14 protein-coding genes are annotated in these 14,152 nt (G+C 73.3%); 9 read left to right on the forward strand and 5 right to left on the reverse strand.

The window, feature by feature from the left end; all coding sequences use genetic code 11:
* The first annotated feature begins 48 nt into the window (after positions 1 to 48).
* Both D7223_RS10850 and D7223_RS10855 read left to right on the forward strand, forming a co-directional pair.
* Positions 49 to 933, forward strand: a complete 885-nt coding sequence (locus D7223_RS10850) for a L,D-transpeptidase family protein (RefSeq protein WP_120727733.1) — start codon at positions 49 to 51, stop codon at positions 931 to 933.
* A 99-nt stretch (positions 934 to 1,032) separates the two neighbouring features.
* The gene (locus tag D7223_RS10855) at positions 1,033 to 1,311 is read left to right on the forward strand and encodes a hypothetical protein (RefSeq protein ID WP_238161799.1); all 279 of its coding nucleotides are present in this window, start codon (positions 1,033 to 1,035) and stop codon (positions 1,309 to 1,311) included.
* Positions 1,312 to 1,321: 10 nt separating this feature from the next.
* On the opposite strand, the gene D7223_RS10860 is transcribed toward D7223_RS10855, so the two are convergent.
* A complete protein-coding gene (locus D7223_RS10860) occupies positions 1,322 to 3,799 on the reverse strand; it encodes a helicase-associated domain-containing protein (protein ID WP_120727735.1) in 2,478 nt (825 codons plus the stop codon).
* A 57-nt stretch (positions 3,800 to 3,856) separates the two neighbouring features.
* Here D7223_RS10860 and D7223_RS10865 point away from each other — a divergent pair, with 57 nt between their 5' ends.
* Both D7223_RS10865 and D7223_RS10870 read left to right on the forward strand, forming a co-directional pair.
* Positions 3,857 to 4,480 (forward strand): HAD family hydrolase, encoded by a 624-nt coding sequence (locus tag D7223_RS10865; protein ID WP_120727737.1) that lies wholly within the window; start codon positions 3,857 to 3,859, stop codon positions 4,478 to 4,480.
* A 27-nt stretch (positions 4,481 to 4,507) separates the two neighbouring features.
* Complete coding sequence (locus tag D7223_RS10870; protein ID WP_120727739.1) at positions 4,508 to 4,894, forward strand: cold-shock protein; 387 nt, start codon at positions 4,508 to 4,510, stop codon at positions 4,892 to 4,894.
* Here D7223_RS10870 and D7223_RS10875 read toward each other — a convergent pair.
* Positions 4,855 to 5,718, reverse strand: coding sequence for a 1,4-dihydroxy-6-naphtoate synthase (locus tag D7223_RS10875; RefSeq protein WP_120727741.1), 864 nt, complete (start codon positions 5,716 to 5,718; stop codon positions 4,855 to 4,857). The genes D7223_RS10870 and D7223_RS10875 overlap by 40 nt on opposite strands.
* A 464-nt stretch (positions 5,719 to 6,182) precedes the next feature.
* Here D7223_RS10875 and D7223_RS10880 point away from each other — a divergent pair, with 464 nt between their 5' ends.
* Positions 6,183 to 7,148: a GNAT family N-acetyltransferase gene (locus D7223_RS10880; RefSeq protein ID WP_238161803.1), complete on the forward strand. Its 966-nt coding sequence runs from the start codon at positions 6,183 to 6,185 to the stop codon at positions 7,146 to 7,148.
* Here D7223_RS10880 and D7223_RS10885 read toward each other — a convergent pair.
* Both D7223_RS10885 and D7223_RS10890 read right to left on the reverse strand, forming a co-directional pair.
* Entirely contained in the window at positions 7,119 to 7,790 is a 672-nt protein-coding gene (locus tag D7223_RS10885; RefSeq protein WP_120727745.1) for a futalosine hydrolase, read from the reverse strand. The two genes, D7223_RS10880 and D7223_RS10885, sit on opposite strands and share 30 nt — an antisense overlap.
* Positions 7,787 to 9,448: an MFS transporter gene (locus tag D7223_RS10890; RefSeq protein ID WP_120727747.1), complete on the reverse strand. Its 1,662-nt coding sequence runs from the start codon at positions 9,446 to 9,448 to the stop codon at positions 7,787 to 7,789. Before D7223_RS10890 ends, D7223_RS10885 begins: the two co-directional genes overlap by 4 nt.
* An 87-nt stretch (positions 9,449 to 9,535) precedes the next feature.
* Between D7223_RS10890 and D7223_RS10895 the strand changes: the two genes are divergently transcribed.
* The gene (locus D7223_RS10895) at positions 9,536 to 10,333 is read left to right on the forward strand and encodes a DUF3027 domain-containing protein (RefSeq protein WP_120727748.1); all 798 of its coding nucleotides are present in this window, start codon (positions 9,536 to 9,538) and stop codon (positions 10,331 to 10,333) included.
* A 1-nt stretch (position 10,334) separates the two neighbouring features.
* On the opposite strand, the gene D7223_RS10900 is transcribed toward D7223_RS10895, so the two are convergent.
* The gene (locus tag D7223_RS10900; RefSeq protein ID WP_120727750.1) at positions 10,335 to 10,583 is read right to left on the reverse strand and encodes a DUF2530 domain-containing protein; all 249 of its coding nucleotides are present in this window, start codon (positions 10,581 to 10,583) and stop codon (positions 10,335 to 10,337) included.
* Positions 10,584 to 10,672: 89 nt separating this feature from the next.
* On the opposite strand from D7223_RS10900, the gene D7223_RS10905 reads away from it, so the two are divergent.
* From D7223_RS10905 to D7223_RS10915, 3 genes are all read left to right on the forward strand, one after another.
* A complete protein-coding gene (locus D7223_RS10905) occupies positions 10,673 to 12,139 on the forward strand; it encodes an NCS2 family permease (RefSeq protein WP_120727752.1) in 1,467 nt (488 codons plus the stop codon).
* Positions 12,140 to 12,247: 108 nt separating this feature from the next.
* Complete coding sequence (locus D7223_RS10910; RefSeq protein WP_186832291.1) at positions 12,248 to 12,697, forward strand: MarR family winged helix-turn-helix transcriptional regulator; 450 nt, start codon at positions 12,248 to 12,250, stop codon at positions 12,695 to 12,697.
* A gap of 62 nt (positions 12,698 to 12,759) precedes the next feature.
* Positions 12,760 to 14,040, forward strand: a complete 1,281-nt coding sequence (locus D7223_RS10915; RefSeq protein WP_120727756.1) for an MFS transporter — start codon at positions 12,760 to 12,762, stop codon at positions 14,038 to 14,040.
* Positions 14,041 to 14,152 lie beyond the last annotated feature (112 nt).

The raw sequence follows: 14,152 nt of genomic DNA on the forward strand, positions 1-14,152 counted from the left end.
CGGCCCCGGACGTCTAGCAGGGTGACAGCTGTCTCACCGGGAGGCGCCATGACGCACATCCGAAACACCGTTCGGGTCGTCGCCCTGGCAGCGGTCATGCTGGTCGGGGCCGGTGCGTGTGCGTTCGATCCGCGGGCCGACGGTGGCCGGGGCGGGGGATCCGTCCCGGTCGGTGCCGCGGAGCGGGGAACGGGGGCGAGCGACACGCCCGGTCCGGACCGGGAGACCCGGGCCGCCGACACCCCGAAGCCGAAACCCACCCGCAGCCGGACCGCGCCGAGCCCGCGCGCCCCGGAGCCGAGCCGCACCGCGCCGAGGCCGCGGCCGTCGCCGTCCGCGAAGGGTTGCCCGCAGGGCGAGTACCAGCGCGCGGTGGAGACCTACCTCACCCGCCTCGGCGGGTTCGGCACGATCACCGTCGACGGCCGGCAGTCGGCCGCCGACTGCGCCGCGATCAAGAGCTTCCAGCGGCGGTACGACATCCGCCCGGTCCAGGGCCGCGCCGGACCGACCACGTACGACGTGGCCAAGCGGCTCGCCACCACCGACACCGACGCCTGCGGCGCGGGTTCCGGCACCACCTTCTGCATCGACCTGACCCGGCAGACCACCTGGGTGATGCGCAACGGGCGGGTCCTGGAGAAGCCGACCGTGACCCGGACCGGGATGCCCGGCTACCGCACCCCGGCCGGCACGTTCAGGATCAACTACCGGAACGTGAAGGAGTGGTCCAACCCGTACGAGGTGTGGTTGCCGTACTGGCAGCACTTCACCCAGGGAATGGGCTACCACGAGACCACCACCTACCTGCACGACAAGGCGATCGGCTCGCACGGCTGCGTCAACCTGCTGCACGACGACGCGGTGCGCTACTGGAAGTTGGGCAAGGTCGGCTCCCGGGTCGTGCTCATCGGCCGGCGTCCCGGCACCTGAGCACCGCACACCTGGTCCGTTCCGGGTTTTAACCCCTGTCACTTCGGTCCCTGCCCTGCCACGCTGGACGTCAGGGCGCGGGACGGACGGGGAGGCGGGATGACGGTCGACCGGGACACGATCCGGGAACAGGACCACCAGCAGAGCCGCGGGCTGAGCCACGAGCAGGGTTTCCCGTTGGACGAACCGGCCGAGGTCACCACCGCGACCGTGGTCGGCTACACCATCGCCGCGGTGCTGTTGACCGGCTGGTTCCTCTTCGGCTGGCTGGTGCAGCGACAGGGCTTCGTCGCCTCGGTGGGAGAGACCGCCGGCACCGCCTTCGGGCTGCTGCTCGCCGTCGCCATCGTCGGGACGGTACGCCAGAGCCGGCGCTGACCGGCCCCGCTCACTCCTCCAGCACCGCGGCGGTGATCCGGTGCAGGGCGAACGTGTGCAGCATCTCGGTCCGCTCGTCCTCGGCGCGCAGGTAACCCGCCCCGATCGACACCGGCCGCACCAGCCGCGACGCGGTCGCCCCGTGTGCGTCGACGTAACCCACCCAGACCAGCGCCTTGTCCCGTACCGCCTGCTGGAGCACCGCCAGCGCGTCGCTGTGGGTGTGCGCGGGCGTCGGGCGGGTGGGTGTACCGCCCCGGACGACCGCCGGGGCGCGCCGGGCCGCCCGAGCCGCCGCGTCGCCCCGCCGGATCTGCTCCACCACACCGAGCAGCCGGGGCAGGGACAGTTTCGGGCCGGTCAACGGGTCGACCGTGCGGGTCGCCACCGACACCCGGGCCGGGGCGCGCCGGTTCTTCGGGCGGGACAGCACCGCCGAGCCGGCGGCGTCCTCGGGCACCGGGGCGTACCCGGCGTCGCGCAGGGTGAGCAGCATCCGGTTCACCTGGTAGGGGGTGGCCAGCACGGTCGGGGCCAGCCGACGAAACGCCAGCGGTTCCAGCCGCTTGTCGGCGAGCACCTCGGCGAGCAGTGCCTCGTCGTCGCTGCGCACGTACGCCCCGGCGGAACCGACCCGCAGCCCGCCGTGCTTGCGCGCCACGTCGTCCACCAGGTAGGTCAGACCCTGCGGTACCGGGGTGCGGGAGCGCCGCCGGAACAGCCCGTGCAGGTCGTCGGCCGAGTAGCCGGCGTCCAACGCGCGGCGCACGCTCGCCGGGGTGACCCGGTGCACGCTGGCCCCGCCCGCCGACTCGTGCTCGGCCACCACCTCCAGCTCGGCGGCGAGCGCCGGGTCGGGCGGGCCGGGCACCACCACGGTCAGGTCGGCCTGGACCAGGAAGTGGTCCACCGGGGCGGGCAGCAGCGCGTCCAGCGCCCGCACGGCGGTCGACGGGTCCCCGCTCTCGGTGTCCGCCCGCAGCCCGAGCGGGTCGTCGGCGCCCCGCTCGTCGGCCGACGTGACGTCCGCCAGCAGCAGCCGCCCGTACGAGGTGAGCGCCCCCAGCCCGGTCACGCCCAGCGTGGCCGCCTCGGCCAGCACCTCCCGATGCGCGGTCTCCCGCCCCCGGGCGCGGCGCGGAGCCCGCCAGTCGAGCAGCTCGAGCACCTCCTCCGGGGTGGGTGCGGTGGCCGGTTCCAGGTCGGCCAGTACGCCGAGGACGGCCCGTCGGGCGGCCGGCGCGCCGGCCCGTTCCGCCTCGGCGGAGAGCACGGCGATCGGGCGGTCCCGGTCGTCGCGCTGCCCGACCAGACCGGCCTGGCGGGTCATGGTCAGCCAGGCCCGGCCGAGCTGTTCCCAGCGCTGGGCCAGTGACACCGCCCGCCACACCTCGTAGCCGCCGGTGGGCAGGACCTGCTGGTCGGCGCCGTACCGGCCGGTGGTCGCGCCGGGCAGGTCCATCTCACCGACCAGGCCGGCCGCGTACGCCACCTCCAGCAGCAGCGCCGCCGCCGACTCGTCCAGCCCCACCGCGCGGGCCAGCCGGCGCAGGTCACGCACGCCGAGGCCACCGGAGCGGAGCACCGGCGCGGGTTCGGCGGCGAGCTGTTCCAGCAGCGCCTCGGTCTGGCGTACCGCCTCCATGGTCTGCCCGGCCCCCGCGGAGTCGGCGGCCTTCGGCTCCCGCGGTGCCGCCGCGACCGGCGGTGCGGCGGTGCGCAGCGCGCCCAGCGGGCCGGTGTCCCGGCGCAGCAGCAGCCCGACCTCCCGGGGCAGCTCGACGGTGCCGGCCGCACCGGTCTTCCCACCGGAGACCGGCACCAGCAGCCGGTGGTCGACCAGCCAGCGCACCGGGGATCCGGTCGGCGCGCCGCCGTTGGTGGCGTCCGGTGGCAGGTCGTCCTCGCCGCCGACCGGCGGCGCCAGCAGCGCGCCGGGCGGGACGCTGCCCACCGGCGGGCCGGCGGCGAGCCGGTCCAGGATCGCCCGGGCCGACGGCGGGGCCGCCAGCAGCGTCCGCCGCAGCTTCGCCGGGTCGGCGCAGAGGGCCGCCGTCCGCAGGTCCAGCTCCGCCGCCGGTCGGCCGAGCCCCGCCGGGTACGGGGACAGCTCGTCGATGCCACCCACCAGGTGCAGGGCGGTGTCCGGGCCGTACAGCAGGAGCAGCCCGCGCAGTCGGTGCACCGCCGCGCGCACCTCGGCGGGTGCCGGCGGGCGTGGTCCGGTGGTGGCCATGGTCTGCACCCCGTCGACCGAGGTGGTGCCGTTCTCCGGGTCCCGGGTGAGTCGGGCGGCGTCGAGGATCAGCAGGGTGAACTGGTCCAGCCCGTCCAGGGCGCGCGCCACCGACACCCGGGACTGGGCCCGGATGGCGAGCGCGGACAGGTCGGCCGGCACGGGTACGACGAGGTCGGGCCGCGCCTGGAGCAGCGCGGCGAGCGCCTCGTCCGGCAGGGCCCGCAGGTGATCGGCGAGTGAGGTGGTCATCGTCGTTCCACGCTAGCCCGCCGGTGGGACTTCCCGCTTCTCGACTAGGTTCGGCCCATGCCTGTCCTGACGGTCGGATTCGACCTCGACATGACCCTGGTCGACTCCCGCCCCGGCATCGCCGCCACCTACCGGGCACTGACCGCCCGCACCGGCGTGCACGTGGACGCCGACCTCGCCGTGTCCCGGCTGGGGCCGCCGCTGCGCACCGAGATCGCCCACTGGTTCCCGGCGGAGCAGGTGGAGGAGGCCGTGCTCGTCTACCGCGAGCTCTATCCGGCGTACGCGATCACGCCGACCGTGCCGCTGCCCGGCGCCCGGGCCGCCCTGGACGCGGTACGGGCGCGCGGTGGACGGGTGCTCGTCGTCACCTCCAAGATCGGGCGGTTGGCCCGGCTGCACCTGGACCACCTGGGACTGGTCGTGGACGAACTCGCCGGTGACCTGTTCGCGGAGGAGAAGGCGACCGCGCTGAAGGCGAACGGGGCCACCCACTACGTGGGCGACCACGTCGCGGACATGGTGGCGGCGGCAGCGGCCGGCGTACCCGGGATCGGCGTGGCGACCGGCCCCTGCGCGGCGGATGAGCTACGCGCGGCCGGTGCGGACACGGTGCTCGATGATCTAGGCGGATTCCCGGCGGCGCTGGACCGGATGATCCGGTTAGCCTTGGAGCAGTAGACGTATCGAGCGAAGCAGGGGTTTCACGTGCCGACGGGTCGAGTGAAGTGGTTTGACGTGGCCAAGGGATACGGGTTCGTCACCAGCGACGAGGGTGGCGACGTGTTCCTGCCGAAGGCCGCGCTGCCGGCGGGTGTCACCGAGCTCAAGGGCGGGCAGCGGGTCGACTTCAGCGTGGTGGACAGCCGCCGGGGTGCCCAGGCGATGGGGGTGAAGCTGCTGGACGCGCCACCGTCGGTGGCGGAGCTGCGCCGCCGGCCGGCGGAGGAACTGCACGGCCTCGTCGAGGACATGATCAAGGTGCTGGAGGCGAAGGTCCAGCCGGACCTGCGCCGGGGTCGTTTCCCGGACCGGAAGACCGCCCAGAAGGTCGCTCAGCTGGTCCACGCGGTGGCGCGCGAGCTGGAGGTCTGAGGGACGAGCCCGGCGTCGGTGGCCCGACCGAGCAGCGCCTCCACGGCGGCGAATCCGGCGGCACCCAGGTCGGCGGTGAACTCGTTGACGTAGAGCCCGATGTGCCGGTCCACCACGTCGGGCTCCATCTCCTGCGCGTGCGCCAGCACGTACTGCCGGCTCGCCGCCGGGTCGGCCCACGCCCGCCGGACGGACTCGCGGATCCACCCGGCGGCGGCCTCCGGGTCGACCGTGCCGCGCCGGGCCAGGATCGCGCCGAGCGGAATCGGCAGCCCGGTGCCGGCCTCCCACCACTCGCCGAGGTCCACCAGCGCGGTCAGTCCGTGCCGGGGGTAGGTGAACCGTGCCTCGTGGATGACCAGCCCCGCGTCGTACCGCCCCGCGGCCACGCCCGGCATGATCTCGTGGAACGGGACCACCTCGATCCGGGCCGGCGGCCGGTCCGCCGACCAGAGCCGGAACAGCAGGTACGCCGTGGTGCGGTCACCCGGCACCGCCACCGTCGCACCGGTCAGGTCGGTGTCGCCGGCCGAGCCGGTGTCGTCGGGGCGACGGTCGCCGCCGCGGGTGAGGACGAGCGGGCCGCAGCCGCGGCCCAGCGCTCCGCCACAGGGCAGCAGGTGGTAGTCCTCCAGCAGCCACGGCAACGCCGCGTAACTCACCTTGACCAGGTCGAAGGCCCCCCGTTCGGCGGCCGTGTTGGTGACATCGACGTCCGCGTACGTCACCTCGACCGGCGGTGCACCGGGCACCTGGCCGTGCACGAGGGCGTGGAAGACGAACGTGTCGTTGGGGCAGGGCGAGATCGCCAGGGAGAGCGCCACGCACCCACCGTAGCTCCGCCCCCGCCCCCGCCCCCGTCCTCGCCCCTCCCGGCTTCCCGGCTCTCCGGGTCTCCTGGCCTCCGGCCTCCCGGTCCCGGGTCCTGGGTCTCCTGGCCTCCCGGGCCTTTCAGGGCTCCCGGCCCCGGCGCTTCGGTCTCCGGCCGGGTCGGCGGCGACATGCGTGTCGCAGGTCCTTTCGAGCTGATGTCGTGGATGAATCGCGACCGGCGCGACAATTCGGCCCCCGCCTCTGCCCGCCGACCAGGGCTCCCCACCGCCTGCCCGCCGAGCAGAATCGCCCAGGCCGCCCAGGCCGGTTTTCTGCGTGATGACGTTCGTGACTCAGCTCGAAAGGGGCCTGCCTCACTACCCGCTCCTCCGCGGACAGATGCGCTTTCCACAGGTTTATCCACAGGATGGCTCGGCCTGTTGAACGTCGTGGGCGGGCCCACGACCATGGTGGGGTGGACGATGTCGAACCGGGCGGGCCGGGAGGGTTGGCGGCGACGCTGCGCGCGCTGCGCCGGCGGGCGGATCTGAGCCAGCGGGAACTGGCCGAGCGGGCCGGCGTACCGCAGGCGACCCTGGCCCGGATCGAGGCGGGGCGGACGGGTGATCCTCGATACCGGACGGTGGAGTCACTCGTCCGCGCGGCAGGCGGGCGGGTGTCCGTCAGCGTGTCGGTCCCGCGTCCGCCGGCCGACGCGGCGACTGCCGACGCCGCATCTGCCGACGTCGTGACTGCCGACGTCGTGACTGCCGACGCCGCATCTGCCGGCGACGCGCTTTCGGCGGTGCCGCACGACGAGCTGCGGGACGCGGCGGGGCGTCGTTACCCGGCGCACCTGGACGTCTGGGAGGTCCGCGAGCCACGGGACTGGCCCGGCGCCTGGTGGGCCGCCTGGTACAACCTGCCGGAGGCGTTGTGGCCGCTGCGACCGCCGGCGGCGAGCTACCACCGGAACCGTGATTACCGGGACCAACGCCGGTGGGGCGAGGAGGTGCGGCGGACGGTACGGGTCCGGCGGGTGACCGGGGCGGGGTTGCCGGCGACGTCGTGGCGCTTCGTGGCCGAGCTTCCCGACGGCGAACTGGTCGGCGAGTTGCGGGCCCACGAGCGCAGCCCGCACCTGCGGCACGGGGACCCACCGAGCGGGGAGCGCGAACTCGTCCTCGACGGGGTGCTCGTCGCCGACCGCTACCGGCAGCTCGGGATCGGCCGGCGGTTGGTGCTCCGGGCCACCGACGAGATGGCCCGGGTCGGCATCCGCACGGCCCACGCCATCGCCGAAGGGCCGGCGGTCGGCCTGCTGCGCTCGTGCGGGTTCGCCCTGCGGGCGAGCAGGCCGTGGAGCATGCGGCTCGACCGGACGGACCGGGAGGGCGGGAACCGGGCCCGATCAGTTCCCGGCGGTGGTGACCGCCGGTAGCGCGGCGGAGGCGACCGTCAGGGCCTGGAGGGCCTCGTGGAGACGCCAGGCGGCACGGTCGCGCGGCCCGATCGGGTTCGAGATCGTCCGCAGCTCGACGAAGGGCACAGTGGCCTGGGCGGCGGCGACGGCCACCCCGTACCCCTCCATGGCCTCGGCCACCGCGTCCGGGTGTCGCCGACGCAGCTCCGCGGTGCCGGCGGTGGTGCCGGTCACGGTGCTGACCGTGAGTATCGGACCGACCGTGGCGTCCGGAAGGCCGGCCCGCAGCGCGGCCAGCAGGTCGCGGTCGGCGGTGAGCGTGGTGCCCGCCCCCAGCAGTTCCGCCGGCATGCCGAGCCGGTCCACCGGGATGAAGCCGTCCGGCGACTCGGCACCCAGGTCGGCCGCGATCGCGCTGCTGCCGAGCACCGTCCCGGTGACCGCGACGTGGTCGGTGAAGCCGCCGGCCACACCCGCGCTGACCACACCGGCGTACGGGCGACCGCCGGCCTCGGCGAGCGCGAGCAGCCGGGCGGTCGCCGCGCCCGCCACCGCCGGCCCCACCCCGACCGGCACCACCGTCGCCGCACCGTCCGGCAGGCCCGCGCGGACCGCGTCGGCCTCGGCCGGAACGGCCGTGACCACCAGCAGAAGCGTCATGGCAGCGGACCTCTCGTCTCGCGCCGGGTGTCGTCGTCCGTCGCGCCCGGCCCGCCCACCGCCGAGGAGGGCCGGTAGATGTGGTAGCCGGGCGGTGCCAGATCGGCCGCAGCCCCGTCGTCACCCCGGGCCGGTGCCGGTGCGGCCTGCGCCGGCGAGGTCGGGGTCGGCGAGGTGGGCGCCGGTGAGGTGGGCGTCGGGTCGTCCTCGACCGGGCCGACGTGTGCCGGGTCGGCCGGGTCCGACTCGTCCTCGGTCAGCTCGTCGTCCGCCAACGGTCGTCCGACCAGCTGTTCCGCGCGCAGCCGCCCGGCCATCACCACACCCCGGGCGGCGGCCAGGGCGGCCACACCGGCGGCGACGGCGATGCCGATGCGGCCGTCGAACGGTACGAGGCCGAGGCCGCCACCGGCGACGAAGGCCAGCATCAGCACCGTCTCCGAGTGCGCGAACGAACTGGCCCGCAGCCGTTCCGGGATCCGTTCCTGGATCGACGCGTCCACGGCCAGCTTGGCGATCCCGCTGGTCAGCGCGGTGACGAGGCAGAGCAGGGCGACCATCGGCAGGGAGAACTTGAGGGCGGTGAGCACCGCCACCCCGGCCACGATGATCATGCCACTGGACTGGATCGCGGCCGGCCGGTGGATGCGCAGCCGGGTGCCGATCGCGGTGGCCAGGAAACTGCCCACGGCGAGGCCACCACCGACCAGCCCGAGTGCGCCCTCGTCGCCCAGGTCCCGGCCGAACACCACCGTGGTCAGGTCCCCCGCCTTGATCGCGAAGGCGAGGAAGAGCAGCAGGAAGCCGTACACCGCGCGCAGCGTCGCGGCGCCCACCAGGGTCGCGATCACCAGTCGCCCGGCGGGTCGGCCCCGGCCGAGCGGCCGGTCCCCGGCCCGCCGCCCGAGGGCCCGCAACGGCCGGGGTACGCGTTCCGGCGGCTCCGAGTCCGCCTTCGGCGGCAACCGTAGGGAGATCACCATGCCGACCAGGAAGATGACCGAGGCGACCCGGAGCGGCCACTGCGGGCCGAACCAGAAGGCGGCCAGCCCGATCGGCGCCACCAGCGCGCCGGCAACCGTCCCGTACACGCTGGCCCGCGCGCCTACCTGGGACAGGCCGAGCCCCTCCGGGAGCAGTCGGGGGACGGCGGCCGAGCGGGCCACCCCGTACGCGCGGGAGAGCGCCAGCACCCCGAACGCCGCCGGATAGAGCCCGAAGCCGTGGATGTAGTCGGAGATCAGCCAGGCCAGGAAGGCCCGGCCGAGCATGGTGGCGGCCAGCGCGTACCGCCGGCCGTGCCGGAAGTGGTCGAGCAGCGGGCCGACCACCGGGGCGAGCATGGCGAACGGCACCATGGTCACCAGCAGATAGAGGGCGACCTTGCTGCGCGCCTCGCCCAACGGAACGTTGAAGAAGATCGTCCCGGCCAGGCCGATGGCGATCAGCGTGTCCCCGGCGCAGGAGATCGCGTGCAGGTCGAAGAGCCGGACCATGCCCACATCCCCGCCGGCGCCCCGGGCGCGGGCCCGGCCGGCCCGGCGGGTCATCCAGCGGCCACTGCTCATCGAGCCGCGCAACAGCAGGCGGACGGCCTTCACCCCCGTGCCGACGGTCTGCCCGAGAACGGACCGCCCGGAGCGGGAGAACAAAGGCATGTGCACCATCCTCGCCCATCGGATCGGCGCTCGCCGCACCACCGGCGGAGAACATCTGGAGGGAGTGCCTGTCGGTCCGCCGTAAGCATGGGGAACAATGGTCGGGTGACCAGGCCCGCCTCCGCTCGTGCCGCCCGCCTCGACCAGGTCTGCGCCGCCGCCGTCGACGTGGCGCGCGACGCCATCACCGAGGTCGACCCCTCCGACGTCGGCGACCACCTCCAGGCGGTGGCCGAGGGCGACCGCCTCGTCACGCACTACTTCGAGTGCCGGCTCGCCGGCTACCGCGGGTGGCGCTGGGCGGTCACCGTCACGCGGGTGCCCCGCAGTCGTACGGTGACGATCTGCGAGACGGTGCTCCTTCCCGGCCCGGACGCGCTCCTCGCGCCGGGTTGGCTGCCCTGGCAGGAGCGGCTCAAGCCGGGCGACCTCGGCCCCGGTGACCTGCTGCCCACCCCGTCGGACGACGAGCGGCTCCAGCCCGGCTACCTGCTCTCCGACGATCCGGCGGTCGAGGAGACCGGCTGGGAGCTGGGCCTCGGGCGGGCCCGGGTGCTGTCCCGGGAGGGGCGCGCCGACACGGCCCAGCGGTGGTACGACGGCGAGCACGGTCCCTCGGCGGCGATCTCGGTGTCCGCCCCACGGGCGGCCCGCTGCGGCAGCTGCGGTTTCTACCTGCCGCTCGCCGGTGCGCTGCGCCAGGCCTTCGGCGCGTGCGGCAACTTCTACGCCCCCGACGACGGTCGGGTGGTCAGCGCCGACCACGGTTGCGGCGCCCACTCGGAGACCCTGATCGAGACCGGCGAGTCGCCGGTCGAGGAGATGCCGACGGTCTACGACGACAGCGCGGTGGAGGCGGTCCCGGTCAGCCCGGCGACCACGTAGCTCAGCGTCCGGCGCGGCGGCGGCGACGGTGGGCGTCGTGCCGCATCATCACCGCCAGACCGGGGAAGCCCCACAGGAAACCGGCGAGGCAGGTCCACAGCCAGTTCTCGTGATCGTTGGCGGACAGCCAGTCGCGGAAGAACACCAGCAGCACGAGTCCGGCGACCGCCCAGGCCACCAGTCCGGCGAGGGCGAACGGCACCATCGGCGGGTCGAGCGGCTCCGGCCGCGGCTGCTGCTGCTTCGGCACGCGGCAAGCGTACGCGATCGAGTTTCCCTGTCCGCCGCTGATCTGGGACGATGCGGCGCGACAACGGATGATCACCTGCGAGGGACCCGATGGCAGTAGCCCCGCCCGACAACGGCACACCGTCCGCAACGCCGCGGAACGGTTTCGACCGCTACTTCGAGATCTCCGCCCGTGGCTCGACGATGAGCCGCGAGGTCCGCGGTGGACTGGCGACGTTCTTCACGATGGCGTACATCGTGGTGCTCAACCCCCTGATTCTCGGTGCGGCCGCCGACGGTGACGGTCAGAAGCTGCCGATCCCCGCGCTGGCGGCGGCGACCGCGCTGGTCGCCGGGCTGATGACGATCCTGATGGGCGTGGTCGGCCGGTTCCCGCTGGCGCTGGCCGCCGGCCTCGGCGTCAACGCGCTGGTGGCGTACGAGATCGCCCCGGAGATGACCTGGGCGGACGCGATGGGCCTGGTGGTGATCGAAGGTGTGATCATCGCGGTCCTGGTGCTGACCGGGCTGCGCACGGCGGTGTTCCGCTCGGTGCCCACCCAGATGAAGACGGCGATCGGTGTCGGCATCGGCCTGTTCCTGACCATCATCGGCCTGGTCGACGCCGGCTTCGTACGCCGGACCGAGGGCAACACCACCGTGCCGGTCGGCCTGGGCATCGGCGGCAAGCTGGTCAGCTGGCCGATGCTGGTCTTCGTGGTGGGTCTGCTGCTGACCCTGGTGCTGGTGGTCCGCAAGGTCCGGGGCGCGATCCTGATCGGCATTCTCGCCTCGACCGTGCTGGCGATGATCGTCGAGGCGACGGGGAACATCGGTCCGTCGTTCGTCAACGGTGAGCCCAACCCGAAGGGCTGGGCGCTGAACGTCCCGGCGCTGCCCACGAACCCGTTCGGGGTGCCGGACCTGTCGCTGCTCGGGAACTTCAACGTGTTCGACTCGTGGGCCCGGGCCGGCTGGGTCGTCGTGCTGATGTTCATCTTCACCCTGCTGATCACCGACTTCTTCGACACCATGGGCACCATGGTCGCCGTCGGTCAGGAGGGCGGCATGCTCGACGAGCAGGGCACCCCGCCGCGGACGAAGGAGATCCTGCTGGTCGACTCGATCGCCGCGGCCAGCGGTGGCGCGGCGAGCGTGTCCAGCAACACGTCGTACATCGAGAGTGCCGCCGGTGTCGCGGAGGGTGCCCGGACCGGCGTGGCCAACCTGGTCACCGGCGTGCTCTTCCTGCTGGCGATGTTCCTCGCGCCGCTGGTGGAGGTCGTGCCGTTCGAGGCCGCGTCCACCGCGCTGGTCGTGGTCGGCTTCCTGATGATGACCGCGGTGCGGACGATCGACTGGTCGGACTACGAGATCGCGATCCCGGCGTTCCTCACGATCGTGTTGATGCCGTTCACCTACTCGATCTCCAACGGGATCGGGGCCGGCCTCATCGCCTACGTCGTGGTGAAGCTGGCCAAGGGCAAGGCCCGGGAGATCCACCCGCTGCTGTACGGCGTGGCCGCCCTGTTCGTGCTGTACTTCCTGCGCGGGCCGATCGAGTCCGTGGTGCTGTGACGTGTCTCGTTCCGGGCCGGACTACCCGGCCCGGAACGGGGCAAACCCCCTCGTGAGCATGGTCATATCGGATGTCGTTAGCCAGGCTCATTAGTTAGGCTAACTATCGTGACGGAGCGGACGGTGACGGCGGAACGCGTGCCACCGGCGCAGCTGGCACCCCAGTTGCGTGATGCGATCATGCGGCTCAACCGGCGGGTCCGCCAGGCCCGGCCGGTCGGCGACCTCACGGTCACCCAGCTCTCCGCGCTCACCAGCCTCCGGCTGGCGGGCGCGCTGACGCCCCGGGAACTGGCCGATGTCGAACGGGTGCAGCCACCGACGATGACCAAGATCGTCGCGAAGTTGGAGGAACGCGGTCTCGTGCGGCGTACCCCCCATCCGACCGACGGCCGGCAGGTCATCCTCGCGGCGACCGATTCAGGCGAGGCGGTGCTCGACCAGTTCGAGCGCGTCCGCGACGAGTGGCTGGCCCGCCGGCTGGCCGACCTGGACGAGACCGATCGGGACACGCTGCACCGCGCGGCGGAGATCCTGCACCAGCTCGCCCGCGCCTGACCGCGCCACCGCGTCCGTGCCGTCCGACGGCGATGACGTGTACGCGAGGAGGCGCACCAAGAGTGCAGGCGAAGCTGAGCACGATGTTCCAGTCCCTACAGGTCCGCAACTACCGGCTCTTCGCGACCGGGCAGCTGATCAAACTGATCGGCGTCTGGATGATGTTCATCGCGCAGGACTGGCTCGTCCTCGAGCTCTCCGGCAACTCCGCCACCGCCCTCGGCGTGGTCGTCGCGCTCCAGTTCACCCCCGTACTGCTGCTCACCCTGCTCTCCGGACGCCTCGCCGACCGGTACGACAAGCGGATGCTGCTCTTCGTCGCCAACGCCTTCTGGACGGTGCTGGCGCTGGCCATGAGCGTCCTGGTGGTCACCGGCCTGGTGCAGCTGTGGCACGTGTTCACCTTCGCCGCCCTGCTCGGCGTCGCCAACGCGGTGGAGACCCCGGTCCGCCAGGCGTTCGTGTCCGAGTTGGTCGGCACTCCGCTGCTGCCCAACGCGCTGTCGCTGAACGCGGCCACCTTCAACTCGGCCCGGATCATCGGACCGGCCCTGGCCGGCCTGGCCATCGCCGCCTTCGACGTCGGACCGGTCTTCCTGGTCACCGCACTCAGCTCGATCGCCCCGCTGGTCAACGTGGTCCGGATGCGCCCCGCCGAACTGCACCGCGAGGCGTTGCTGCCCCGGGACGAGCGGGCGTCGGCAAAGGTGATCGACGGGCTGCGGTACGTGTGGGCTCGTCCCGACCTGCTGCTGCCGATGGCGATGATCCTGGTGATCGCCACCTCGCTGTTCAACTTCCAGCTCACCCTGGCCGCCCTGGCCAAGACCACCTTCCACACCGGCGCGGCGTCGTTCGGCCTGTTCAGCAGCGCCCTCGCCGCCGGCGCGCTGATCGGGGCACTGGCCGGCACCGGCCGGCGCAGCCGGCCCTCGGTCTGGGTGGTCCTCACCGCCGGGATCGCCTGCTCGGTGTCCGGCACCCTGGTCGGGCTCGCCCCGGCGTACTGGCTGGTGGTGGCACTGCTGCCGCCGACGGGGTTCTTCATGGTGTTCTTCGCCCAGGCCTGCAACCAGCGGATCCAGCTCGGCACCGACGCGGCGTTCCGTGGTCGGGTGATGGCCCTGTGGGTGCTGGTCTTCCTCGGCACCAACCCGATCGGCGCCCCGGTGATCGGCTGGCTCGCCGAGACGTACGGCGCCGGGGCCAGCATCTGGATCGGTGGTCTGGTCTCGCTGGCCACCGCACTGCTCGCACTCGCCTGGCAACTTCGCCACTCGGGGGCCAAGCTGCGCTTCCGGATCCTGCCCGCGCCCCGCTTCTACGTCACCCCGGTGGAGTGAAAGGAAGGGCCCCTTCTTAACGCCTCGTGCATAGGAAGGGCCCCTTCCTAACGCCGGGCCCCACGGATGCCGGCAAACCGGTGGCGAGGGCGTGACCTGCGGCTTAGCGTCG

It is taken from the genome of Micromonospora endolithica, from assembly GCF_003626595.1.
Taxonomy (GTDB): domain Bacteria; phylum Actinomycetota; class Actinomycetes; order Mycobacteriales; family Micromonosporaceae; genus Micromonospora; species Micromonospora endolithica.